General features: G+C 66.3%; 23 protein-coding genes and 1 pseudogene. 12 read left to right on the top strand and 12 right to left on the bottom strand.

Features of this window, described 5'->3' with window-relative positions; genetic code table 11:
• The first annotated feature begins 37 nt into the window (after positions 1–37).
• The 3 genes from BoBH3_RS00120 to BoBH3_RS00110 all read left to right on the top strand — a co-directional run bounded on the left by BoBH3_RS00120 (position 38) and on the right by BoBH3_RS00110 (position 2297).
• A complete protein-coding gene (locus BoBH3_RS00120) occupies positions 38–460 on the top strand; it encodes a YciI family protein (RefSeq protein WP_262328726.1) in 423 nt (140 codons plus the stop codon).
• Positions 461–541: 81 nt separating this feature from the next.
• The gene (locus tag BoBH3_RS00115; protein WP_262328725.1) at positions 542–964 is read left to right on the top strand and encodes a YciI family protein; all 423 of its coding nucleotides are present in this window, start codon (positions 542–544) and stop codon (positions 962–964) included.
• Between the two features lie 64 nt (positions 965–1028).
• Positions 1029–2297, top strand: a complete 1269-nt coding sequence (locus BoBH3_RS00110; protein WP_262328724.1) for an RNA polymerase sigma factor — start codon at positions 1029–1031, stop codon at positions 2295–2297.
• Here the strand turns inward: BoBH3_RS00110 and BoBH3_RS00105 are convergent.
• From BoBH3_RS00105 to pdxH, 5 genes are all read right to left on the bottom strand, one after another.
• Positions 2294–2563 (bottom strand): hypothetical protein, encoded by a 270-nt coding sequence (locus tag BoBH3_RS00105; protein ID WP_262328723.1) that lies wholly within the window; start codon positions 2561–2563, stop codon positions 2294–2296. The genes BoBH3_RS00110 and BoBH3_RS00105 overlap by 4 nt on opposite strands.
• Before the next feature lie 180 nt (positions 2564–2743).
• On the bottom strand, positions 2744–3190 hold the full coding sequence (locus tag BoBH3_RS00100) for a TIGR02301 family protein (protein WP_262328722.1): 447 nt from the start codon (positions 3188–3190) through the stop codon (positions 2744–2746).
• Positions 3187–3666, bottom strand: a complete 480-nt coding sequence (locus BoBH3_RS00095; RefSeq protein WP_262328721.1) for an NUDIX hydrolase — start codon at positions 3664–3666, stop codon at positions 3187–3189. Before BoBH3_RS00095 ends, BoBH3_RS00100 begins: the two co-directional genes overlap by 4 nt.
• A 78-nt stretch (positions 3667–3744) precedes the next feature.
• Positions 3745–4467, bottom strand: a complete 723-nt coding sequence (locus tag BoBH3_RS00090; RefSeq protein WP_262329635.1) for an SDR family NAD(P)-dependent oxidoreductase — start codon at positions 4465–4467, stop codon at positions 3745–3747.
• A gap of 68 nt (positions 4468–4535) precedes the next feature.
• Entirely contained in the window at positions 4536–5150 is a 615-nt protein-coding gene (gene pdxH, locus BoBH3_RS00085; RefSeq protein WP_262328720.1) for a pyridoxamine 5'-phosphate oxidase, read from the bottom strand.
• 121 nt (positions 5151–5271) lie between these two features.
• Here pdxH and BoBH3_RS00080 point away from each other — a divergent pair, with 121 nt between their 5' ends.
• From BoBH3_RS00080 to fabI, 3 genes are all read left to right on the top strand, one after another.
• Positions 5272–5757: an RT0821/Lpp0805 family surface protein gene (locus BoBH3_RS00080; RefSeq protein ID WP_262328719.1), complete on the top strand. Its 486-nt coding sequence runs from the start codon at positions 5272–5274 to the stop codon at positions 5755–5757.
• Positions 5758–5916: 159 nt separating this feature from the next.
• Positions 5917–6858, top strand: coding sequence for a DnaJ C-terminal domain-containing protein (locus BoBH3_RS00075; protein ID WP_262328718.1), 942 nt, complete (start codon positions 5917–5919; stop codon positions 6856–6858).
• A gap of 116 nt (positions 6859–6974) precedes the next feature.
• A complete protein-coding gene (gene fabI / locus BoBH3_RS00070; protein WP_262328717.1) occupies positions 6975–7814 on the top strand; it encodes an enoyl-ACP reductase FabI in 840 nt (279 codons plus the stop codon).
• A 1-nt stretch (position 7815) separates the two neighbouring features.
• On the opposite strand, the gene folK is transcribed toward fabI, so the two are convergent.
• Genes folK through folP form a run of 3 tightly spaced genes read right to left on the bottom strand, consistent with a single transcriptional unit; the run spans position 7816 to position 9531 of the window.
• Positions 7816–8331 (bottom strand): 2-amino-4-hydroxy-6-hydroxymethyldihydropteridine diphosphokinase, encoded by a 516-nt coding sequence (gene folK / locus BoBH3_RS00065; protein ID WP_262328716.1) that lies wholly within the window; start codon positions 8329–8331, stop codon positions 7816–7818.
• Positions 8321–8695 carry a dihydroneopterin aldolase gene (folB, locus tag BoBH3_RS00060; protein WP_262328715.1) on the bottom strand — a complete coding sequence of 125 codons (375 nt, stop codon included), beginning with the start codon at positions 8693–8695 and terminating at the stop codon, positions 8321–8323. The genes folK and folB overlap by 11 nt, the downstream gene beginning before the upstream one ends.
• Positions 8692–9531: a dihydropteroate synthase gene (gene folP / locus BoBH3_RS00055; protein WP_262328714.1), complete on the bottom strand. Its 840-nt coding sequence runs from the start codon at positions 9529–9531 to the stop codon at positions 8692–8694. The genes folB and folP overlap by 4 nt, the downstream gene beginning before the upstream one ends.
• A 130-nt stretch (positions 9532–9661) precedes the next feature.
• On the opposite strand from folP, the gene BoBH3_RS00050 reads away from it, so the two are divergent.
• The 5 genes from BoBH3_RS00050 to ribB all read left to right on the top strand — a co-directional run bounded on the left by BoBH3_RS00050 (position 9662) and on the right by ribB (position 18659).
• Positions 9662–10258, top strand: coding sequence for a histidine phosphatase family protein (locus tag BoBH3_RS00050; protein ID WP_262328713.1), 597 nt, complete (start codon positions 9662–9664; stop codon positions 10256–10258).
• A gap of 316 nt (positions 10259–10574) precedes the next feature.
• The gene (locus BoBH3_RS00045; protein ID WP_262328712.1) at positions 10575–14591 is read left to right on the top strand and encodes a Pls/PosA family non-ribosomal peptide synthetase; all 4017 of its coding nucleotides are present in this window, start codon (positions 10575–10577) and stop codon (positions 14589–14591) included.
• Positions 14592–14663: 72 nt separating this feature from the next.
• Complete coding sequence (aroC, locus tag BoBH3_RS00040; protein ID WP_262328711.1) at positions 14664–15782, top strand: chorismate synthase; 1119 nt, start codon at positions 14664–14666, stop codon at positions 15780–15782.
• 185 nt (positions 15783–15967) lie between these two features.
• The gene (locus tag BoBH3_RS00035; protein ID WP_262328710.1) at positions 15968–17278 is read left to right on the top strand and encodes a tetratricopeptide repeat protein; all 1311 of its coding nucleotides are present in this window, start codon (positions 15968–15970) and stop codon (positions 17276–17278) included.
• A 103-nt stretch (positions 17279–17381) separates the two neighbouring features.
• Entirely contained in the window at positions 17382–18659 is a 1278-nt protein-coding gene (ribB, locus tag BoBH3_RS00030) for a 3,4-dihydroxy-2-butanone-4-phosphate synthase (RefSeq protein ID WP_262328709.1), read from the top strand.
• Between the two features lie 5 nt (positions 18660–18664).
• Here ribB and BoBH3_RS00025 read toward each other — a convergent pair whose 3' ends face one another.
• Complete coding sequence (locus BoBH3_RS00025; RefSeq protein ID WP_262328708.1) at positions 18665–19594, bottom strand: histone deacetylase family protein; 930 nt, start codon at positions 19592–19594, stop codon at positions 18665–18667.
• A 224-nt stretch (positions 19595–19818) separates the two neighbouring features.
• Here BoBH3_RS00025 and BoBH3_RS00020 point away from each other — a divergent pair, with 224 nt between their 5' ends.
• Positions 19819–20415 carry a L,D-transpeptidase gene (locus tag BoBH3_RS00020; RefSeq protein WP_262328707.1) on the top strand — a complete coding sequence of 199 codons (597 nt, stop codon included), beginning with the start codon at positions 19819–19821 and terminating at the stop codon, positions 20413–20415.
• A 395-nt stretch (positions 20416–20810) separates the two neighbouring features.
• Here the strand turns inward: BoBH3_RS00020 and BoBH3_RS00015 are convergent, their stop codons facing one another.
• The 3 genes and pseudogenes from BoBH3_RS00015 to BoBH3_RS00005 all read right to left on the bottom strand — a co-directional run.
• Entirely contained in the window at positions 20811–22190 is a 1380-nt protein-coding gene (locus BoBH3_RS00015; protein WP_262328706.1) for an aspartate aminotransferase family protein, read from the bottom strand.
• 256 nt (positions 22191–22446) lie between these two features.
• Complete coding sequence (locus BoBH3_RS00010; protein ID WP_262328705.1) at positions 22447–22911, bottom strand: MarR family winged helix-turn-helix transcriptional regulator; 465 nt, start codon at positions 22909–22911, stop codon at positions 22447–22449.
• A 164-nt stretch (positions 22912–23075) separates the two neighbouring features.
• Positions 23076–23625: pseudogene (locus BoBH3_RS00005) on the bottom strand (hypothetical protein); the annotation flags it as partial.

Genomic DNA, 23625 nt, shown 5'->3' with positions numbered 1-23625 from the left:
CCGGACGCCCGTTTCTCCCAACCCAAGGAGAACGCGGATGCGCGTGATGGTTCTGGTCAAGGCCAGCAAGGACAGCGAAGCCGGCGTCATGCCGAGCACGGACATGCTGACCAAAATGGGAGCCTATAACGAGGAGCTGGTGAAGGCCGGCGTGATGCTGGCGATGGATGGGCTCCATCCGAGCTCGAAAGGACTGCGCATGCGCTTCCAGGGCTCGCAGCGGACACTCACCGACGGTCCCTTCGCCGAGACCAAGGAGCTGCTCGCCGGCTTCTGGATCTGGCAGGTTCGCTCCTTCGACGAGGCTGTCGAGTGGCTGAAGCGCGCGCCCTTCGACGGCGGCACCGAGATCGAGCTGCGCCCGATCTTCGAGCTGGAGGATTTCGGCGAGGCGATAACGCCCGCGCTCCGCGAGCAGGAAGAGCGGCTGCGCGCCGAGACAGCGAACCGCGCCGGCTGAACCAGAGACAACCCCGAAACCCAATCAAGCGGGCAGATGCGAGGCAACGCCTCAATCTCCCGTGCTCCAAGGAGAGAACCGATGCGTTTCATGGTGATGGTCAAGGCGACCAAGGACAGCGAAGCCGGCGCGCCGCCGACTGCGGAGCTATTGGAAGCGATGATGGCCTATAACGAGGAGCTGGTGAAAGCCGGCATCATGAAGGGCGGCGACGGCCTGCATCCCAGCTCCAAGGGCGTGCGCGTGCAGTTCGACGGCACGAAGCGTTCCGTGGTCGACGGACCCTTCGTCGAGACGAAGGAACTCGTCGCGGGCTATTGGCTCTGGGAATGCGCTTCGCTGGAGGAGGCGATCGCCTGGGTCAAGCGCTGCCCCAACCCGATGCCCGGCCCGTCCGAGATCGAGATTCGTCCGCTGTTCGAGTTGGCCGATTTCGGCGAGGTGGTCACGCCGGAGACTGCGGCGCAGTGGGATCGTCTCAAGGCCGAGTCCGGGCAGGGGTGAGCGATCGGCACTGCGACCCGCTGCGCTTGCCAGCGAGGGCCGCTGATGGTGTGTATCGCCTCCCATGTCGGCAAGCGATGCACACCGCACCGTCGAGACGGTCTGGCGCATGGAGGCGCCGAAGCTGATCGCGGGGCTCGCGCGGCTGACGCGCGATATCGGCCGGGCCGAGGAGCTGGCGCAGGACGCGCTGGTCGCGGCGCTGAAGCAGTGGCCGGAAGAGGGCGTGCCGCGCAATCCGGCCGCCTGGCTCATGCAGGTGGCGAAGCATCGTGCGCTCGATGCGGTCCGCCACGAGGCGATGGTCCGACGCAAGCAGGAGGAGCTCGGGCACGACATCGACGGGGAAGGCTCGATGCCGGGTCCCGATGCCGCACTCGACGACGAGGTCGGTGACGACCTGCTCCGGCTGATCTTTACCGCCTGCCATCCGGTCCTGTCGCAGGAGGCCCGCCTCGCTCTGACGCTCAGGCTGCTCGGCGGGCTGACGACGGAGGAGATCGCGCGTGCCTTCCTCGTGCCGGAGCCGACGATGGCGCAGCGCCTGGTGCGCGCCAAGAAGACCTTGAGCGAGGCCAAGGTGCCTTATGAGGTGCCCTCGGGCCCGGAGCTGGGCGCGCGCCTCGCCTCGGTGCTCGAGGTCGTCTACCTGATCTTCAACGAGGGCTATGCGGCGACATCCGGCGAGGATTGGGTGCGTCCCGAACTGTGCGAGGAAGCGTTGCGGCTCGGGCGCATCCTGGCGGCGCGGGCGCCGGGGGAGCCGGAGGTGCATGGCCTCATCGCGCTGATGGAGCTGCAGGCTTCCCGGCTGCGAGCCCGGATCGGGCCGGATGGCGAGCCGATCCTGCTGCTCGACCAGAACCGGGCGCGCTGGGACAGGCTCCTGATCCGGCGCGGCCTCGAGGCGCTGGAGCGGGCGCAGAGGCTCGCCGGTTCGTCACCCGGCCCCTATCTGCTGCAGGCGGCGCTCGCTGCGTGCCATGCGCGCGCGCCCACGGCCGACGAGACGGACTGGGCGCGAATCGCAGCGCTCTACGGCGTCCTCGCCCGCGTGACACCATCGCCGATCGTCGAGCTGAACCGGGCCGTCGCCGTGTCGATGGCAGAAGGTCCGGCAGTGGGCCTGGAACTGGTCGAGGCGCTGGCGGCTGAGCCCGCGCTCAAGCGCTACCATCTGTTGCCGAGCGTGCGTGGCGACCTGCTGTCGAAGCTCGGCCGGCATCGCGAGGCGGCGGAAGCCTTCGAGCAGGCGGTCGCGTTGACGGGCAATTTGAAGGAGCAGGCGTTAATGGCGCAAAGGGCCGCGACGGCCCGGGCGGCAGCAGACTAGTGCCGCGTGCCGCAGGTGAAGGCGCCGTTGCGGACCTTCTCGGGGAGGTTTTCCGCGAAAAGGGCGGTGGCCTCCTCGCCATAGGTCTCGACCAGCGTGCGCAGCGCCGCGAACAGCGCGGCATGGGCCAGCGCATCCGAGTCGAGCCCGTCCTGCTGCGCCTCGGCGAAGGCGTCCTCGACATAGCCGTAGGCGACGCGTCGGGCGTCGCCATGGTCCTCGGCAAGGTTCGGGTCGAGCATCGTATCGTCGTGCGGAATCGACATCGAGGGGACTCTGCGGCCTTTGCTTGATGCGAATCGCGCCGGTTATGCTCCGGATCGCGACGTTTACTTTATGCTCCTGTCATAAGCCGTGCCAGAGCGGGACGCTACCGCGGCGTTTAGGAAAGGTTAACGCGACAGGAAGAATTCGGCGCAAAATCGCATTCGGGCAACAGCTGTGGCCTATCCGCCATAGCGGCCGGCAAGTGCCCGCGACAGCGCCTCGCCTTCGGTTGCGAGCCGGGTGGACGCTTCCTGGCTGACCTCCGTGCAGACACGGTGCGTCAGCGAATAGGCTTTGAAGCCCCGGTTGAAGGCGGCGGTCAGGCGATCGCGCCGCTGCGGGGTGCGGCCCTCGGCCTCGACCAGTGCCGCCATGCGGTTGCGCCAGTCCTGCGCCTCCTTACCGCCGCAGAGCGTCCGCAGATAGGCGAGCGAGCCCATGATCTCCGCCAATTGCAGGAGCTGCGGTTCGTAGGGAGGGCCGGGCGGCTCCGGCGCCGGCGGTTCGGGCGGCTTCTCCGCGGGCTTGGCCGCCGGAGGCTGTGCGCGCTGCTGAGCCTGCGTCGCCATCGGCGCGAGCAGGAGCAGGGCCGTCGCCGCAGCGAGGAAGGCGCGTGCGCGCGTCATGCCGGCTCGCCTGCCGTGATGAGGCTGTGTGCCCGGCGCAGCACGTCGCCTAGCTCGCGCGTCGTCGCGATGCCGCCGAGCTTCAGGGGATCGGCCCACATCACGGCGCCGGCCTCCGGACCCGTCCGCGCTTCGCCGGAAAGCCACGCACCGACGAAAGAGGCGACGACGAAGTGATGGGTCACGGCGCCTTTGGCGTCGCGGCCGAAGATCTCGACATGGCGGTTGAAGCCGAGGATGCGAGCGGTGACCCCAACCTCCTCCTCGAGCTCGCGCAGCGCCGCCTGTTCCAGCGTTTCGCCGGCCTCTACCTTGCCGCCGGGCAGCGACCAGAGCTGGTCGGCGGGGGGCTTGGTGCGCGTCGCCAGCAGCACCTTGCCGTCGCGGAAGACAGCAACCGACGCTGCCAGCACCGGGCGGCCCGCCGCGCGGCCCGAGGCCGGGAAGCGGATGACCTGGCCGCTATCGGCCGTCATGGCGCGCTATCCCAAACGTGTTTTGCCGCATTTTCTTCACGCGAACCGGTATCCACTTCGCTTGAAAATGCTCGCGCATCAAACGTGCTGCCCGCCATTGATGTGCAGCTCCGAGCCGGTGACGTAGCTCGATGCCTCCGTGCAGAGGAAATAGATCGCCTTGGCGACCTCGTCGGGCTTGCCGAGGCGCTGCATCGGCAGGGTAGCGACGATCTTCTCCGTGCCGGGCGAGAGGATCGAGGTGTCGATCTCGCCCGGCGAGATGGAATTGACGCGGATGCCGGCAGGGCCGAAATCGGACGCCATCTCGCGGGTGAGGCTGGCGAGCGCGGCCTTCGAGGTGGCGTAGGCGGCGCCCGCGAAGGGGTGCACGCGGGAGCCGGCGATCGAGGTGACGTTGACGATGGTGCCCTTCGCGGCTGTCAGTTCGTCCAGCAGACCGCGCGCCAGCATGATCGGCGCGAAGAAATTGACCTGGAAGACCTGGTGCCAGTCGTTGAAGGAGGTGGTGGCGGCGCCCAGCCGCTCGCCTTTCGGCCCCTTCGGCGAGATGCCGGCATTGTTGACCAGCGCATTGAGCTTTCCGCCCTCGGCGGCGAGGCGCTTCTTGATCTCGGCGATGCCGCGCATCGTGTCCTCGGGGTCGCCGAGATCGATCTGAACATGATCCTCGGCGCCGGAGGGCCAGGGGCATTTGTCCGAGAAGGCCTGGCGCGAGCAGGACAGGATGCGCCAGCCGGACATGGCGAACTGCATCACCGTGGCGTGGCCGATGCCGCGGCTCGCCCCCGTCAGCAGCATGACCGGGCGCTTGCCGGCCTCGGTCTTGGGGAAGTCGAACTTAGGCATCGCCATGGGGGCTGGTATCCTCAAGGGTATAGGCGCGTCTTCGTCCAGGGCTCGCCGGGCGCGGGCCGGCGGAAGACGATGCGGTCATGCAGGCGGAAGGCGCCGTCCTTCCAGAACTCGATGGAAACCGGCGTAATGCGAAAGCCGCGCCAATAGGACGGGCGCGGAATCTCGCCCAGCGCATATTTGGCGGCGTATTTCGCCACGGCCTTCTCGAGCGCGAAGCGGCTCTCCAGCGGGCGCGACTGTTGGGATGCCCAGGCTCCGATGCGGCTGTCGCGCGGGCGGGACTGGTAATAGTCATCCGATTCGGCATCGGTCACGAGCGTGACCGTGCCACGGATGCGGACCTGCCGGCGCAGGCTCTTCCAGTGGAACAGGGCGGCCGCCTTGGGCTGGCCGAGCAGTTCCTGGCCCTTCTGGCTCTCGGTGTTGGTGTAGAAGACGAATCCGTCCGGCCCATGGCCCTTCAGCAAAACCATGCGGCTGTTGGGCAGGCCTTCGGCATCGACGGTCGAGAGCGCCATGCCGTTGGGGTCGTTCGGCTCGGACTTCGTGGCTTCGTCCAGCCAATTCTGGAACAGGATGAAGGGCTCATTTTCCTGGGTGAAGTCACCGCTCGTTAACGGTTCCACAGTCTAATCCTCGGTCGTTATCTGGCGTTGGGCGAGCGCAATAGTGAACCGTTCTGGGGCGGCTGGTTTATATAGGGCAGGGGCGGGTTCGTTCCAAAGCCTTACTCTTCGCGTAGCGCCCATGCGTGCGCTCGCTGCCGCGACGGCTCTCGCCTTCCTCTGCGCCGGCTGCTCCGTCTCGTTTCCGATGCTCGGCCTGTCCGGCAAGGGTGAGGACGAGATCGCCGCGAAATCGATGACCACATCCTCCATCCTGCCGGCTCGCGGCGGCGACCGGACGGTTGCGCTCGCGGGCCTTGCGAGCGAACTCGGCCCAGAGGATCTGCGCCGCGCCGACGGGGCGATGGGCGTCGCGCTCGATCCGCAGGGCAATGGCGCCGCCGTCTCCTGGGACAACCCCCAGAGCGGCATCAAGGGTGCCTTCATCCCGGTCGGCGGGCCGTTCCTGCGCTCGGACGAGATCTGCCGTGCGTTCATTGCCAGCATCCAGACCCAGGTTCGGCCGGTGAAGTTGCAGGGCACCGCCTGTCGCCCCTCCGGAGGGGAATGGGTGGTCAAGGACATGAGCCCCTGGAAAGATATGGGCCCGGTGAAGGAGCCGGGTTGAGGGCTTTTGACGGCCAGCTTGCCATGGTCCCAAGGCAGGTGCAGAAGGACGTCCAGCCGGTGTTGCGTTCGCGCCACAGCGTCACCAGATAAGGCGTAAGCGGTCGGCCGCCCGCTGCGGGGGCGGCCTTCCGGCTTTGCGTTGAAACGAGGTTTTTGGATGCGCGATCCCTATCAGATTCTGGGCGTCGCCCGAGGGGCGAACGAGGCGGAGATCAAGAAGGCTTTCCGCCGCCGCGCCAAGGAACTGCATCCCGACCGCAACCAGGACGACCCCAAGGCAAAGGACCGCTTCGCCGAGTTGAACGGCGCCTATGAGATTCTGGGCGACGAGGCCAAGCGCAAGCAGTTCGACCGTGGCGAGATCGACGGCGAGGGCAAGCCGCGCTTCCAGGGTTTCGAGGGCATGGGCGGCGGCGGCCGTGGCGGGCGCGCCGGGAATGGTGGCTTCGAGTTCCATTTCGGCCAGGGCGGCTCGCCCTTCGGCCGTGGCGGCGCGGGCGCGGGCGGCGGGGGTAGTGCCGAAGCGGGCTTTGATCCCTCCGACATTTTTTCCTCGCTCTTCGGCGAGGCGAGCCGGCGCGCGCGCGGCAAGGCCGAGCCGCAGAAGCCGCCGGAGCAGGCCTTCATCATCGAGGTGCCATTGGCGCAGGTCGTCAACGGCGGCGCCCGGCGGGTCAAGCTGCCGAACGGGCGCGAGGTCGAGATCACGATTCCCGAGGGCGTCGGCGACGGCAAGGTGATGCGTCTGCGCGGGCTCGGCCAGACGGACCCGTTCTCCGGCGAAACCGGCGACGTGCTGATGACCATCAAGATCAAGCCCGATCCGCGTTTCACCGTGGATGGCAACGATCTTCGCACGCGTGTTTCCGTGCCGCTGTCGAAGGCGGTGCTGGGCGGGCCGCTGCATGTGCCGACGCTGACCGGCGCGGTCGAGATGACGATCCCGCCGATGACCGGCACGGCCAAGCAGTTCCGCCTGCGCGGCAAGGGGCTGAAGGGCGAGAAGGGCGTGGTCGGCGATCTCTTCGTCGCCATCGATATCGAGATGCCGGCAAGCGACGCAGAGCTCACGGCACTGATGAAGGCCCGCACGGAATAGGCCGCCTGCGCGCCATGGCGCGTTGATCGGGGGTGGACGCTGCCCGAAAACCGGGTTCCCCTTTTCGGGCCGATGCCCTAAGAGACCGTCCTCCTCGTTCAGTCCGCGGGTTCCCCATGCCTGATTCCAGCGCCGTTTTGCCGACCGCCAACCTTCTCAAGGGTAAGCGCGGGCTCGTGATGGGCGTCGCGAACAACCGCTCCATCGCCTGGGGCATCGCCAAGGCTGCTGCCGATGCCGGCGCTGAGCTGGCCTTCACCTATCAGGGCGATGCGCTGAAGAAGCGGGTGGAGCCGCTGGCGAAGGAACTCGGCGGCCATGTCGTCGGACATTGCGACGTCACCGACGGCGCCACGATCGACGCTGTTTTCGCCGAGATCGAGAAGCTCTGGGGCAAGCTCGACTTCGTCGTCCACTGCATCGCCTTCTCCGACAAGGACGAGCTGACCGGCCGCTATGTCGAGACCAGCGAGGCGAACTTCACCAAGTCGCTGCTGATCTCCTGCTACTCCTTCACCGCCGTCACCCAGCGCGCAGAGAAGCTGATGACCGATGGCGGCTCCATGCTGACGCTGACCTATTACGGCGCCGAAAAATGGATGCCGCACTACAACGTCATGGGTGTCGCCAAGGCCGCGCTCGAGTCGAGCGTGCAGTATCTCGCCGCCGATCTCGGTCCCTCCAAGATCCGCGTCAATGCGATCTCGGCCGGCCCGATCAAGACGCTGGCGGCCTCGGGCATCGGCGATTTCCGCTACATCCTGCGCTGGAACGAATACAACTCGCCGCTGCGCCGCACGGTTACCATCGAAGAAGTCGGTGAGACGGCGGTGTTCCTCGTTTCCGACATGTCGCGCGGCATCACCGGCGAGATCATGCATGTCGACGCCGGTTATCATGTCGTCGGCATGAAGGTGCCGACCGCGCCGGATATCTCGCTCGACAAGGGCGAGTGAGCTAGCTCGCGACGAGGGCTTTCAACCGATCCGTCGCGGCGCTGTCGCGGCGGATCGTTTCGTTCTGGACCGCTTCGAGCAAATCCTTCACTGCCCGTCCGCCGATCAGCCTTTCGGTCATGATCTCCGCCAGCGGGGCCAGCACGAAGGCGCGCTCGGCGATGCGCGGGTGTGGGAGCTGGAGACCGGGACGGTCTATGGCCTGCTCGCCATAGGTCAGGATGTCGATGTCGAGCGTGCGGGGGCCCCAGCGCTCGCCACGTTCCCGGCCACCGGCGCGCTCCAGCTCCAGGCAGAGAGCGAGCAGGTCCTCCGGCGCAAGCGTCGTCTCGACCAGCGCCGCCATGTTGAGGAATTCCGGCTGGTCGGTCTTGCCCCAAGGTGGCGTGCGGTAGACCGAGGAGAGCGCCCTCAGCATGATGGAGGGATGGTCGCGAAGGCCGCGCAGCGCAGCGGCGAAGGCGGCGACCGGGTCTCCCAGATTCCCGCCTAAGGCGAGCGCAGCCTCAATCCTCACGCTGGAAGTCCAGCCGGATGCCGACCGAACCCAGCGCCGCCGGGATCGGCGGGCCCGGCTTGCGCAGGGTGATCTCGATGCCGGCGATCGGCGGGAAGGCGTCGAACAGGGCAAGCGCCACGGCACGTGCGGCGGCCTCGAGCAACTGGTAGCGGCGGGCTGTGAAGGCCGCGCTCGCGACGGCGACGGCGCGGCCATAATCGACCGTGTCGGTGAGCGCGTCGCTCTCCGCCGCCTGACGCAAATCCACGTCCAGGACCATGTCGAGGATGAAGCGCTGGCCGAGCCGTTCCTCCTCCGTGAAGACGCCGTGATAGGCGTAGATGTCGAGCTTCTCGATCAGGATGCGGCCGGTTTCGCTCACGGATCCACCTTCGTGCTGTCCTCGATGGCGGCCCAGGTCTTGAGCGCATCGATATGGGGTGCAACGTCATGGGCGCGGATGATGGCGGCGCCGCGGCTCGCACCGTAGAGATGGGCGGCGATGCTGGCGGCAAGCCTCTCCGCCGGAATCTTGCGGCCCGTGACGAGGCCCAGCGTCGATTTGCGGGAGGCGCCGAGCAGCACAGGGCAGCCGAGCGCTTCGAGCCGATCGAGACGGCGGATGAGGTCGAGGTTCTGGCGCGGGGTCTTGCCGAAGCCGATGCCGGGGTCGACGACGATCTGGCTGTGAGGCACGCCGGCCCGCGTTGCGGTGGCGATGGAGCGTTCCAGGAAGCGCAGGACCTCGTCGAAGATGTCGAGCGAGGCATCCACCCCGTCGCGGTTATGCATCAGGATGATCGGCGCGCCGGCCTGCGCTGCGACTTCCGCGATGCGGGGTTCGCGCTGTGCGCCCCAGACATCGTTGACGATGGAGGCGCCGGCCACGAGCGCGGCCTCCGCGACGTCCGCCTTGTAGCTGTCGATCGAGATCGGTGTGTCGAGCCGGCGCTTCAGCCCGGCGATGACCGGGACGACGCGCGCCTTTTCTGTTTCGGCATCGACAGTGGCGTGGCCCGGGCGGGTCGATTCCCCGCCGATGTCGAGGATCGCCGCGCCCTCGGCCGCGAGGCGCTCGCCATGCGCCAGGGCGGAGTCCGCGTCGACGAGCAGGCCGCCATCCGAGAAGGAGTCCGGCGTCACGTTGACGATGCCCATGACGAGCGGCGCGTCGAGCGTGAGCGTGCGGCCGTCCGGCAGGGTGAGAGCGAAGGGCATGCGGCCGCTATACACAGGCCGTGGATTTTGGGCCACAGGAAGCGGCCGATTGTCGCCATGGTCGGGATGCATGGCGGTTCGCTGCGCAGGGCTTTTGACGGAGGCTGCGCCAGCGTGCAGAAGCGCCTTCATGCTTCCGCTCTCGCTACCGCACCGGCTCATCCTCGTTCGCCATGGCGAGACCGACTGGAATCGGGAAGGGAGGCTGCAGGGCGGGCAGGACATCCCGCTCAACGATCTCGGACGCAGGCAGGCGGCAGAGGCGGCCGGGCGCCTCAAGGCGCTGGCGCCAACCTATGCCGAGCTCGCCTACATCGCCTCGCCGATGCAGCGGGCGCGCGAGACGATGGACATTCTGCGTGCCGAACTTGCCCTTCCGGCTGGCAGCTACGGAGTCGAGGACCGGCTCAAGGAGCTGACCTTTGGCGAATGGGAAGGTTTCACCTGGCGCGACATCCGCAAGGCCGAGCGTGAGCAGGCAAATCTGCGTGAGCGCGACAAATGGAGCTTCGTGCCTCCGGGCGGCGAGAGCTACCGCATGCTGGCCGAGCGGGTGCGCCCGGTCCTGGAAGACCTGGACGGCGAGACCGTGATCGTTAGCCATGGCGGTGTGGCGCGTGCCGTGCTGGCACTGATCGGGGCGGTTTCTCCGCGCGAGGCCGCGATGGTCGACATCTGGCAGGGCAAGCTGCTCGTCATCACGGGCGGCAAGGCCGACTGGCTCTGAGAGTCTGCCGGGCTATGGCGGAGCCCGAGGAATCCTTCGGCGCGTCTTCTGCCAAAGAGCGTCTCCTGCGGATGGAGGATGGAAGGCTGGAACGCTTCCGACATTCATCGCGGGTTCACGCGTGATTCTGCAGGAGGGATGTGGTAGCAAAACGGCGTGAAGCAGCGGCTTGCCCGGCCGGGGGGCTCACGTGAAAGTCGCTACGAAGAGGCGACGATTCCAGTTTTCTTATGAGGTGCGCGGTAAGACAGCGCGCGGTTGCCGGGGGCATCCATGACCTCCGCGATGGCGGGCTTTCCGGGCGCAGCGGGGCGCGATGAACGATATGACGAAGCCGTCGGCGGCGCCTGAATCGGCCGCCAACCCGCTCGCCATGCTGGCGGGCGAGAAGCGGCCCGATCTGATCCGCGACGAGGTTCTGGCCGAACTCTTCGCGGCGAGCGTCTCCGCGCGCCCCGATCATGCTGCTCTCGTCGATCGCGAGCGCCGGCTCAGCTATGCCGAGGTCTGGGCCGCGGCCGGGCGTCAGGCGCGTGGACTGCAGCTCGCAGGTGTCGGGCCTGGCGACATGGTCGGCCTGTGGATGCCGCGGGGAGTCGATCTCCTCATCGCGCAGATCGCGATCACCCGCGCGGGCGCGGCCTGGGTGCCCTTCGATGCCGAGGCGCCGGTCGAGCGCATCGCGACCTGCCTCGACGACGCCGCCGCCAAGGGCATCGTCACCTGCCCCTGCTGGACCGGCCGGGCCGAGGCGACCGAGCGGACGGTCTGGACGCCGGTGGCCCTCGCCGAGAGCGCGGACGGGATCGAGCCGCCGGCTCGTCCCGCCGGGCTGACCACGGGACATCCGGCCTATCTGATCTACACCTCCGGCTCGACGGGCACGCCGAAGGCGATTGTGATCAGCCATCGTAACATCTGCCATTTCCTGCGCTCGGGTAACGCGCTCTACGGCATCGGGCCGGACGATGTCGTGTTCCAGGGCGCTTCCGTCGCCTTTGACCTGTCGATGGAGGAGATTTGGACGCCCTATCTCGTCGGCGCGACGCTGTTCGTCGCCTCGACGGAGATGATGGGCGATGCCGAGAAGCTGCCGGAGATCCTGACTGAAGCCGGCGTCACCGTCATCGACACGGTGCCGACGCTGCTCGGCATCCTGCCGGCCGACGTGCCCTCGCTGAAGCTGATTCTGCTCGGCGGCGAGGCCTTGCCGCCTGCGATCGTGCAGAAATGGTCTCGGCCCGGCCGGCGCATCCTCAACACCTATGGGCCGACTGAGGCCACCGTCGTCGCCACCGCCGCAGAGGTGGTTCCGGGCGAGACGGTCACCATCGGCCGGCCGATCCCGAACTACACGGCCTATGTCGTCAATGAGGAGCTTCATCTCGTCCAGCCGGGCGAGCAGGGCGAATTGCTGATCGGCGGACCGGGCGTCGCCAGCGGCTATCACGGCCGGCCGGAGCTCACGGCCGAGAAGTTCATCGCCAACCCCTTCGCGGCGGTCGCGGGCGGTGACGACCCGGTGCTCTACCGCTCGGGCGACGCGGTCAGCCTCGACGCTAATGGCAACATCGTCTTCCACGGCCGCATCGACGACCAGATCAAGATCCGCGGCTTCCGCGTCGAGCTCGGTGAGATCGAAACCAAGCTGACGGATGAGCCGGGTGTGGCGCAGGCGGCGGTCGTGCTGCGCAGCGACGACGGCATCGAGCGGCTCGTCGCCTTCGTCGTGGCTGAGCTCGGCGTGGCAGTGGACGGGGCGGCGCTACGGGCCTCGCTGCGCGATCAATTGCCGCCTTACATGGTCCCGGCACATTTCGAGGCGGTCGGCTCGCTGCCGCGCATGGTCTCCGGCAAGGTTGACCGCAAGATGCTGAAGGCGGCGCCGCTGACGGCGCCGAGCGCCGATGGCGAGCAGGAGCCGCCGCGCAACGCCACGGAGGCCGCGCTGCTGGAGGCGGCCAAGCGCGTTCTCGGCGCGGCGAGCCTGCCGCTGGAAGCCGATTTCTTCATGGATCTCGGCGGGCATTCGCTGCTCGCGGCGCGCTTCATCTCGATTGTGCGCGAGACGCCGGCCCATGCCGGTATCACGCTGCAGGACGTCTATGGCGCCCGCACGCTTCGCGCCATGGCGGAACTGCTCGACTCGCGCGGCGCAGCTGTGAGCGAGGACCTCTCCTTCACGCCACCGCCCTTCATGCGCCGCTTCCTCTGCGGACTGGCGCAGGCCGTTGCGTTGCCGGTCATCATCGGGCTCTCGACGGCGCAGTGGCTCGGCGTCTTCGTCACCTACATGCTTATCTCGGGTGAGGACCTGCCGCTTCTCGGCCAGATCGCTGCGCTGCTCGGTGTCTATGTCGGGATCATCGTCGTCACCGGGCTCATCGGAATCGCGCTGAAATGGCTGGTGCTCGGGCGCACCAGGCCCGGCGTCTACCCGCTCTGGGGCGTCTATTATTTCCGCTGGTGGTTCGCGGCGCGCGTCGCCGGGCTCGTCCATATCAAATGGCTGCAGGGCACGCCGGTGATGCGCTTCTACTGGCGCCTGCTCGGCGCGAAGGTTGGGCGCGACGTCATCATCTCGGACTACGAGGCCGGCGCGATCGACCTGATCGAGATCGGCGAGGGCACGAGCTTCGGCTCCAAGACCACCTTCGCGAATGGCGAGGCGATCGGTGACAAGCTCATCCTCGGCCGCATCACCATCGGCAAGGACGTCTCGGCCGGCGCCTCCGTCGTGCTCGGCCATGGCTCGGTGATCGGCGATCATGCCGAGATCGGGGACCTGACCGCGATCCCACCCGGCCTTCAGGTTGGCGAGGGCGAGATCTGGGACGGCACGCCCGGCCGGAAGATCGGCATGGTCGATCTCGCCTCCCTGCCGGAGCAGGCGCAAGCCAGCCCCGGGCGCCGTGCGGCGATGACGCTCTTCTACCTCCTGATGCTGATCGTGCTGCCGCCGGTGAGCCTGCTGCCGATCTTCCCGGCCTTCTGGCTGTTCGACCAGATCGACAACTTCATCGCCGAATGGACCGAGATCAGCTATCTCTGGTTCCTGCCGATCCTGACCTGGCCGACCGCGATCGGCCTCATCGCCTTCACCGTGCTGCTGATGGCGGGCCTGCGCTGGGCGATCCTGCCGCGCGTGACCTCCGGCTCCTACTCGATCCACTCGGCGTTCTATGCCCGCAAATGGACCGTAGCGCTGGCGACCGAGGTGACGCTGGAGACGCTCTCCTCGCTGTTCGCGACGATCTATATGCGCTTCTGGTATCGGCTGATGGGCGCCAGCATCGGCAAGGGCGCCGAGATCTCGACCAATCTCTCCGGCCGCTATGACCTGACCGGCATCGGCGCGGGCAACTTCATCGCCGATGAGGTGGTCTTCGGCGACGAGGACATGCGCCGCGGCTATATGCGTCTCGACATGACGCGTACGGGCGAGCAGGTCTTCGTCGGCAACGACGCTGTGGTGCCGCCGGGCGCGACCATTCCCGACCGGGTGCTGATCGGCATCAAGTCGAAGCCGCCGGCCAATGACCGCATGCAGCCGGGCGACACCTGGTTCGGCTCGCCGCCGATCCAGCTGCCGACGCGGCAGAAGGTCGATCTCGGCGCGGACTGGACCTACAAGCCTTCCTTCGGCAAGCAGTTCGGGCGGGGTGTCTTCGAGGCCCTGCACACTTCCTTCCCGGCGATGTTGTTCATCACCTTCGGCACGCTCGCCGTCGATCTTGTGCTGCAGCAGAAGATCAACGAGGGCGACTGGATCGGCCTCGTCTTCGCCTTCATGGGTGTCGCCGTCGCCATCGCCGTGGTGCAGGCGCTGATCTGCGCGGCCGTCAAATGGATCATGATGGGCGTCTACAGGCCGGTGATGAAGCCGATGTGGTCCTGGTGGGCCATGCGCACCGAGGCCGTCGCCGTGATGTATTGGGGGCTCGGCGGCAAGGTGCTGTTCGACTATCTGCGCGGCACGCCTTTCCTGCCCTGGTTCCTGATGCTGTTCGGCGCGAAATACGGCAAAGGCGTCTGGCTCGACTCGACCGACATCACCGAGTTCGACTGCATCCGGGTCGGCGATTTCTGCACCGTCAACGCGCATTCGGCGCTGCAGACCCACCTTTACGAGGACCGGGTGATGAAGGTCGGCCGTGTCAGGCTCGGCAAGGGCGTCTGCGTAGGCGCGGGCGCGACCGTGCTCTACGACACTCATGTCGGCGACTATGCCCAGATCGGCCTGCTGACCGTCATCATGAAGGGCGAGAACCTGCCGGCGCATACGCGCTGGGAGGGCGCTCCGGCGGTGCCGGCGAAGGCTGCGACCCATTGATCTGGTTGGCGGCGGTTTGACCGCCGGTCCCACCACGGACTAAGACCCTGCGCAGATTTCGCGCAGGCTCCCATGTCGCATAACAGCTTCGGCCATCTCTTCCGCGTCACCACCTTCGGCGAGAGCCATGGGCCGGCCATTGGCTGCGTCGTGGATGGCTGCCCGCCGCTGATCCCGCTGACGGAAGCCGATATCCAGGGCGATCTCGACCGGCGCCGGCCGGGCCAGTCGCGCTTCACCACTCAGCGTCAGGAGCCGGACGAGGTCCGCATCGTCTCCGGCGTCTTCGCACGAGAGAGCGACGGCGTGCAGGTGACGACCGGCACCTCGATCGGCCTCCTGATCGACAATGTCGACCAGCGGTCGAAGGACTATTCGGACATCAAGGACAAGTACCGGCCGGGCCATGCCGACTTCACCTATGACGTGAAATACGGCATCCGCGACTATCGCGGGGGCGGGCGCTCCTCGGCGCGCGAGACGGCAATGCGGGTCGCCGCCGGCGCCATCGCCCGCAAGGTCGTGCCGGGCATGACAGTGCGCGGCGCACTGGTGCAGATGGGGCCGCACAAGATCGATCGGAACAACTGGGACTGGGAGGAGGTTGGCAACAACCCGTTCTTCTGCCCCGACGCCAAGGCGGCACAATTCTTCGAAGGCTACCTCGACGGGGTGCGCAAATCCGGTTCGTCGATCGGCGCGGTGTTGGAGATCGTCGCGGAGGGCGTGCCGGCTGGGTTGGGCGCGCCGATCTACGGCAAGCTCGACGCCGAGATCGCCGCGGCGCTGATGAGCATCAATGCGGTGAAGGGCGTCGAGATCGGCGAGGGCTTCGCCGCTGCCGAGCTTTCCGGCGAGGAAAACGCCGACGAGATGCGCGCCGGCAATGACGGACGCCCGCTTTTCCTGTCGAACCACGCCGGCGGCATCCTCGGCGGCATCTCGACGGGGCAGCCCATCGTGGCGCGTTTCGCGGTGAAGCCGACCTCCTCGATCCTGGCGACGCGCGCGACAGTGACTCGCACCGGGGGCGAGGCCGAGATGTTCACCAAGGGCCGCCACGATCCTTGCGTCGGCATCCGGGCTGTGCCGGTGGGAGAGGCGATGGTCGCCTGTGTGCTGGCTGACCAATACCTGCGCCATCGCGGGCAGGTGGGAGTGGTCGAGGCGCGCTGGCCGTTTCAGGAATGATAGTCCGATAATTGCAACCAGTGGTTGCAATTATCGCTTGGGGTTTCTAGGCTGAGCCCTTCACACTGTGATGTGGGGGCATCATGGCTAGCGGGGATAGCTCGGTTAGGAGAACTCCGTTTCACGCGGAGACACTGATCTCGAGAATCCGGCCGATCGAAAATTGTTTCCTGGCCGCTTGCGTCGTGTTCACCCTCGTGGTCGGCGGATTCAGTTGGGCAATCTCTTATCGCTCTGCCGAATCTCATCTCCACGCATTTCTCCTGACGTCGAGCGTGTGCCTGATTGTCCTGATCTGCTCGATGCTGATTGGATTCTTTCTCGGGTTTCTGTTCGGTATTCCGAGGTCCGTGCAGAGGGCTGCGACGGTGAGCATGCAGAGCGGTGCCGGTGTCGCTCTATTGCCAGACTCGCAGCAGGGTGGCGCATCGCACAAGAGGTCTGCGCAGAGCTATATTACAAATACAAATCTGGAAGATATTTCGGATTGGCTTACGAAGATCATCATTGGAATTAGCTTAGTTCAATTTCAAAATGTCTTGAATTATATTCGCGATTCTGCGGTGTATTCCGCCTCGTTCGTTGCGGCGAAATCTCCACCTGACATTTATGACGGCACGACGCCCATGCCCTTCTTCATGGGGCTCATCGTCACCGGCGTGCTTGGCGGGTTCCTGTTTTCCTATCTAGAAACGCGTGTTCGGCTGACGCTGATCTTCATCAGCGCCGAGAATACGTTCGGTGCGGAAGAGCAGGGCGCGCTCCTGGAATCGGGGCGCCGGTCGATCACGGAGAGCGACGATGCTAGAGAGCAGCGCGCCCAACCGCAGCTTTCACCGGCAACGGAGGCCGACCGAAAGCTCGCGGCGATCAGCCGCTCCGAGATTACCGACCCCAAGGAACTCGTAGGCTGGGCGTCTGCTCAGGCCCGGCTTGGGAATTTCGCTGTCGCGGAAGCCGCTCTCCGGGACGCCCTGCAGGGAGATCCCGGCAATGTCGAAATCTACATGCGGATCGCGGATGTCCGGCGTCTGCAGCGCAATTACGCTGGTGCGGTCGCGATCATCCAGGAGGGGGTGGGCAAGGCCGGGTCAGCTCAGGCCAAGGCGCAGCTTCTGCACCGCGCGATCCTGACGGCGCTTTACCTGCCACGACCGGACGGTTTCCAGCAGGCCATCGAGCTGTCCGATACTCTCCTCAACGAGGTGAAAATCGCGGAGCCGTCCGTCTATCTGTGGAGAGCGGCTGCTTTTGGTCAGAACTACAGCTGGCTCAAGAGGCAGAAGAGCCCTCAAGTGGAGCTTGACGAGGTCCGCGAGAAGGCGCTCGAGTCCGTTCGGAGGCTCGTTCAGATGCTCCCATCGCCGTTGGCTGCGGAGCGCGTTCTCCTGAGGGCCTTGTTCGATCCTTCGCCGGCAGAGCTGAAGGCCGGTGAGGATGATCTGCGCGTCTTTGCCGAGGACAAGGAATTCTCCGACCTGATCATGGGTCAATGAGCCAACAGGCAGCATGGCAAACGTCAATCAGTGAATTTCAGTGACACTGAAATTCTTGATCCGCTTCATTGCGAATGAAAGATCGGCGTATTAAGTTGCCGGCATGAAGCTCGACGCCTGGCTCCAGCAGAACAAGATCGCCCGCAGCGCCTTCGCACGGCAGGTCAGCCTGTCGCCGGCGAGCGTGACGGCACTCTGCAACGACCAGACCGCCTGGATCTCCCGCGAGAGCGCCGAGCGCATCGCCGCCGCCACCAATGGCTCGGTCACCCCCAATGATTTCCTCGGCCTGTCAGGGCCGCGCGAGGCAACCATGACCAATAAAGTCGCAGAGACCATCGATGCGTTCGCCCGCGGCGAGATCGTCATCGTCACCGATGATGACGACCGCGAGAACGAGGGCGACCTGATCGTTGCCGCCTCTCTCTGCACGCCGGAGAAGATGGCCTTCATCATCCGCAATACCTGCGGCATCGTCTGCGCGCCGCTGACGTCGGGCGAGGCGCGACGGCTCAGGCTCGACCCGATGGTGTCGTCCAACGATGCACCGTTGGGCACCGCCTTCACCATCACGGTCGATGTCAAACACGGGCTGACCACCGGCATCTCGGCCGAGCAACGCAACAATACCGTGCGAGCGCTCGCCAACGGCAATATGGGCGCGGCGGATTTCGTGCGGCCGGGCCATGTCTTCCCGCTGATCGCCAAGGATGGCGGCGTGCTGATGCGCTCCGGCCATACGGAGGCGGCGGTCGACCTGTGCAAGCTCGCGGGCCTGCCGCCGGTGGGCGTGATCTGCGAACTCGCCAATGACGACGGCACCGTGATGAAGGGCGCGCAGATCACGGCCTTCGCCGAGAAGCACGGGCTGAAGCAGATCACGGTCGCAGACCTGATCGCCTATCGCCAGTTGCGCGAGAAGCTGGTGGAGCGGGTGCACAGCTTCCCGGTCAAGACCGCCTTCGGCGAGATGACCGGCCATGTCTACATTACGCCCTTCGAGGACACACAGCACTTCGCCTTCGTGATGGGCAAGCTCGGCGATGGCGAGAAGGTGCCGGCGCGGCTGCATCGGGCCGATGTCGTCGCTGATGTGCTTGGCGGCGCCAACGCTATCCAGTGCGCGCTGCGGCGCTTCCAGGAGGAGGGGCGCGGCGTCCTGATCTATCTGCGCGACGGCACAGCCGGCGTGCCGATCAAGAGCGTGGAGGAGGGGGCCGACGCCCTGCGCAGCCAGCAATGGCGCGAGGTCGGGCTGGGCGCCCAAATCCTGCGCGATCTCGGCGTCTCGTCGATCGTGAACCTCGCCTCCTCGCCGCGCTCCTTCGTGGGCCTCAGCGGCTTCGGCATCGAGATCGTGGAGACGGCGCCGCTGGAGTGAGGGCTTCAGCCCTCCATCAGCGCCGCGACATGGGCGGCCGTCGATTTCGCTAGTCCTTCGAGGTCGTAGCCGCCCTCCAGGATTGAGACGAGGCGGCCTCCCGCATGCCGGTCTGCCACTTCCATGACCTTCTGCGTCACCCAGGCGAAATCGGATTCACGCAGATTGATGCCGGCGAGCGGGTCTCGCCAATGCGCATCGAAGCCGGCCGAGACGATGACGAGGCCCGGCTGGAAATCCTCAAGCCGGGGCAGGATCGCGATCTCGAAGGCGTCGCGGAACTCGTCGGAGCCGTCTCCGGCGCGTAGCGGGGCATTGACGATGGTGCCGTGGATACCGCGCTCGGAGGCTGAACCGGTGCCCGGATAGAGCGGCATCTCGTGGCTTGATGCATAAAGCACGCTGGCATCGTCCCAGAAGATGTCCTGCGTGCCGTTGCCGTGATGCACGTCCCAGTCGACGATAGCGACGCGCTCGATGCCGTGAACTTTCTGCGCATGGCGCGCCGCGATGGCGGCATGGTTGAAGATGCAGAAGCCCATGGCACGCTCGCGTTCGGCATGGTGTCCGGGCGGGCGCATGGCAACGAAAGCGTTGCGGGCCGTGGCCGTCATCACCTCGTCGACCGCGAAGGTCGCGCCGCCGACGGCGCGCAGCGCGGCCTCGATCGTGCCCGGCGACATCAGCGTGTCACCATCGATCTGGACGAAGCCTTCGTCGGGCGCCGAGGCCATCAGCGCCTGCGCATGGGCAAGCGGGTGACAGAGCGCGACCTGCTCGAGCGTGCCGAGCGGCGCCTCGACCCGAATCAGTGCCGCGAATCGCTCGGCCTCGAGCACCCGTTCGACGGCCTTCAGCCGCTCCGGCCGCTCGGGGTGGCCTGGTGGCATCGCATGGGCGAGGCCGGCCGGATGGGTGATCAGCAGGGTCGTCAAGGGGCGCTTACCTGGCGAAAGGAGGGCGCGGGAGGGCAAAGCGTGGCTGCTTTGCCACGCTTCGCTGCATTGCACGCGTGATGGCAGGAACTTGATTGCGCACTGCAGGTTTGGACCCTAGTGCTTCGCCAGTCCGTCGCCAGATCGGCAAGGCCCAGGCGATACGAAGCGTTAACTCTTGATTCATCATAAATGCCTGCCTGCGGGACGCTCTGGTGGAAGCTATGAAGAAGAAGGTTTTCGTTGCTCTGGCGCTCGCTGCGTCTCTCGGAGCCTGTCAATACAAGAGCGTGAACGCACCGGAGCTGTCAGCCCGCGATGCCGAATATATCGCGCTCGTCCCCAAGTTCGACACCTACCTTCCGTATCTCCCCTATGAGATCAACGATCCGACGGGCCAACCGCCCGGCACGATCTATGTCGATACGAAGGAGAAGTTTCTCTACCTTGTGCTGCCGAACAAGAAGGCGATCCGCTACGGCGTCGCCACCGGCGACGAGGCCTTCGGCTGGACAGGCGAGGCCGTGGTCCAGCGCAAGGCCGAGTGGCCGCGCTGGACGCCACCGGCCGAGATGGTCAAGCGCTGGCCGCATCTGAAGCCGGTTGCCGGCGGCATGAATGGCGGCCCGGAAAATCCGCTCGGCGCGCGTGCGCTCTATCTCTACCAGAACGGCCAGGACACGCTCTATCGCATCCACGGCACCAACGAGCCGGAGACGATCGGCCGTGGCGCTTCCTCGGGCTGCATCCGGATGCGCAACATCGACGTGATCGACCTCTTCAATCGCGTGCCGGCCGGCGCGAAGGTCGTCGTCGTCTGAGATTTCTCTTAGCGTCTTGCAGGGATGAACGGGCGGCCTTCGGGCCGCCCGTTTGCGTTCAAGCGTCGGCTTCGCAAGCCCTAATAAAAAGACCGGCGGGAGAGGAACTCCGCGCCGGTCAGTAAAAGGGTCTCGAAGGGGAGGTTTCAAACGTCGAAACCGTCGCGAGGACAACCAGCCATCGGCCGGAAGGTTCCTCGACGCCAGGCAATATCGCAGCCGATCTGGCCGAGCCGGAGGCGTGTTCATGAAATTCTCATGACCTTTTCCAGCCTTCGATAAAGGGGGGCGCTGCTGCCGCCTCAAGAGACTGGCCGAACGGCTCTGGCGGCTACAGCGCGATCGCGGGTCAACTCCAGCCCCGGAAGATCGGAGCCGGAGTCGCCACTGCGAGATCACGCAGCCAGGAGGCCTTCGCCCTTGGCCCAATTCAGAGTCTTGTCGAGGGCGCGCTCGAAGCGATTGAACATCTCCTCGATCTCGGCCTCGGTGATGACGAGCGGCGGGCAGAAGGCGAGGCGGTCGCCCATGGCGCGGGTGATCAGGCCTTCCTGCAGGGAGAAGGCCACGGCCTTGGCGCCGACACCCTTCTTGCCCTCGAAGGCGGCTTTGGTCGTCTTGTCCTTGACGAGTTCGGCGCCGCCGATCAGGCCGATGCCGCGCGCTTCGCCGACGAGCGGGTGCTCGTTGAGCTTGTCGAGGCGACGCAGGAAGGTCGGCGCGACCTTGGCGACATGATCCACGATCTTGTCGCGCTGGTAGATCTCCAGCGTCTTCACCGCGATGGCGCAGCCGACGGGGTGGCCGGCATAGGTGTTGCCGTGGCCGAAGACGCCGATCTTGCGGCTCTGGTCGACGAGCACGTCATAGATCTTGTCGTTCATCAACACGGCGCTGAGCGGGAAATAGGCCGAGGTGATCTGCTTGGCGAGCGAGATCGAGTCGGCGTTCAGGCCGTAGGTCTCGGTGCCGAACATCTTGCCGGTGCGGCCGAAGCCGGTGATGACCTCGTCCGAGATGAAGAGGATGTCGTATTTGGCGAGGACGGCGTTGACCTTCTCGAAATAGCCCTCCGGCGGGATGATCGCGCCGCCGGCGCCCATCACCGGCTCGGCGATGAAGGCGGCGACGGTGTCCGGCCCCTCGCGCAGGATCATCTCTTCCAGTTCGGCGGCAAGGCGCGTCGAGAAGTCCTGCTCGGTCTCGCCCGGCTCGGCGAAGCGGTAGTGATGCGGGCAGGAGGTGTGCAGGATGCCCGGCAGCGGCAGGTCGAAGTCGATATGATTGTTCGGCAGGCCGGTCAGCGAAGCGGAGGCTACGGTGACGCCGTGGTAGCCCTTCAGCCGCGAGATGATCTTCTTCTTCTGCGGCCGGCCGAGCGCATTGTTCATGTACCAGACGATCTTGACCTGGGTGTCGTTGGCGTCGGAGCCGGAGGCGCCATAGAACACCTTGGAGATCGGGACCGGGGAGATTTCCTTGAGCTTCTCCGCAAGTTCAATCGCCGGATCATGGCTGCGGCCGCCGAAGATGTGGGTGAAGGGCAGCTTCTTCATCTGCTCGTAGGCGGTCTCGATCAGCTCCTGGTTGGAGTAGCCGAGCGCGGTACACCAGAGGCCCGCCATGCCCTCGATATATTCCTTGCCGGTGGAGTCGTAGACGAAGACGCCTTTGCCGCTCTCCAGCACCAGCGGACCGGTCTCCCGATGCGTGGCGAGGTTCGTATAGGGATGGACGAGTGTCTCGACGTCCCTGACGGCAAGATTGGACAACATGGTGGCGGCTCCCGGCGCTTTCGAATTCGGTTCTGCCAGCATAAGCCGGCTTGCGTGCAAGCTCTGAGCGATTTTCACGCAGGGTACGGCATAGTTTGCTGCAGGACGGCCCGCTGACGGCGGTTTCTGGAGGCGCTTGCGGGCAATAGGCGTGCCGGGCAATGTCCGGCCGGGATTACCTTGGGACAGAAGGGCCGATGATCGCCCCGGCCAGCATGGTGAACCCGCCGCCATCGCGGGCTGGACGGCGTCGGCCTCACTCGGTATCGACGGCCCGCGCCAAATCCCGCCAGAGCACGACGAGCCGGTCGAGCTCGGTGAGATCCTCCTGCTGCAGCTTGCCGAGCGTGCTCGCGACAAAGTCGCGCTGTGCGGCGATGCCGGCTTCGGCCAGCCGCCGGCCCTCGGGCGTCAGGTGCATGGCGTAGGAGCGCCTGTCTCCTGCGATAGCACGGCGCTCGACCAGCCCGGCCTGCACCAGCCTGTCGACCAGGCCCGAGACGTTGCCCTTGGTGACGTAGAGACGTTGAGCGAGCTCGCTCTGGCTGATGCCCTCCTGCTCCGTCAGGGTCGAGAGCAGGTCGAATTGCGGGATGGAGAGGCCGAGCGTGCGGATGCGTGCCGACATCTGCGTCAGCATGCGCTGGTGCAGCCGCATGAAGCGGAACCAGACCCGGTCCGGCTCCGCCTGAGCTTGCGGCACAGGCTTCGGTGCGGACATCGCGCTTCCTCGCTTGTGAAGGATCAGGCCTAAACTATCTCGCGAGTGGAGGCGAGCCCCACAGTCTATTCGGCCATCTCGGGACGAGAACGGCGCCCTTTCGGGCGCCGTCGGTATCGTGGGGTAGGGAGAGCGCCGGGCCTGGGTGGCTCCCGGCCTGGTTCTCAGAACTCTTCCCAGCCCGCGTCATGGGCGCGGGCGTTGGCGACCTTGCGCGGAGCGGGGGCGGCCTTGGACTGGACGAAGGCGGCCTCGGCCAACTGACGCAGACGTTCGGGCTCGGAGGCGCCCGCAGCCGGAGCGGCGGTCTTGCCGGCGGCCGGCCAGGTCGGCGTGCTGGTCCGCGGCCGGGCCGGGGCGGATGCCGGAGCGGCCGATGCGCGCGGGGCGGGAGCGACGGGCGAGCGCTGAGCCGGGGCGGCGTAGGCCGCCATCGGCGCGGCGACACTGCGTCCGCTCGTGCCATCGCGCCTCGTGCGGAAGGTCGCGACGAGGTCGTTGAGCTGGCCGATGCGGCCCGACAGCGAGCCCGCGGAGGCGGCGCTCTGCTCGGCCAGCGCCGCGTTCTGCTGGGTCATCTCGTCGAGATGGGCGACAGCCTGGCTCATCTCGTCGATGCCGTTGGCCTGCTCGCCAGACGCCGTCGAGATGTCGGCGATGGTGGTCGAGACCTTCTGCGAGGCCTCCAGGATGCGGGTCAGCGATTCACCCGCC

The sequence above is a fragment of the Allobosea sp. BH3 genome (assembly GCF_025499465.1).
Taxonomy (GTDB): domain Bacteria; phylum Pseudomonadota; class Alphaproteobacteria; order Rhizobiales; family Beijerinckiaceae; genus Allobosea.
This window is presented reverse-complemented; position numbering and strand designations above follow the sequence as displayed.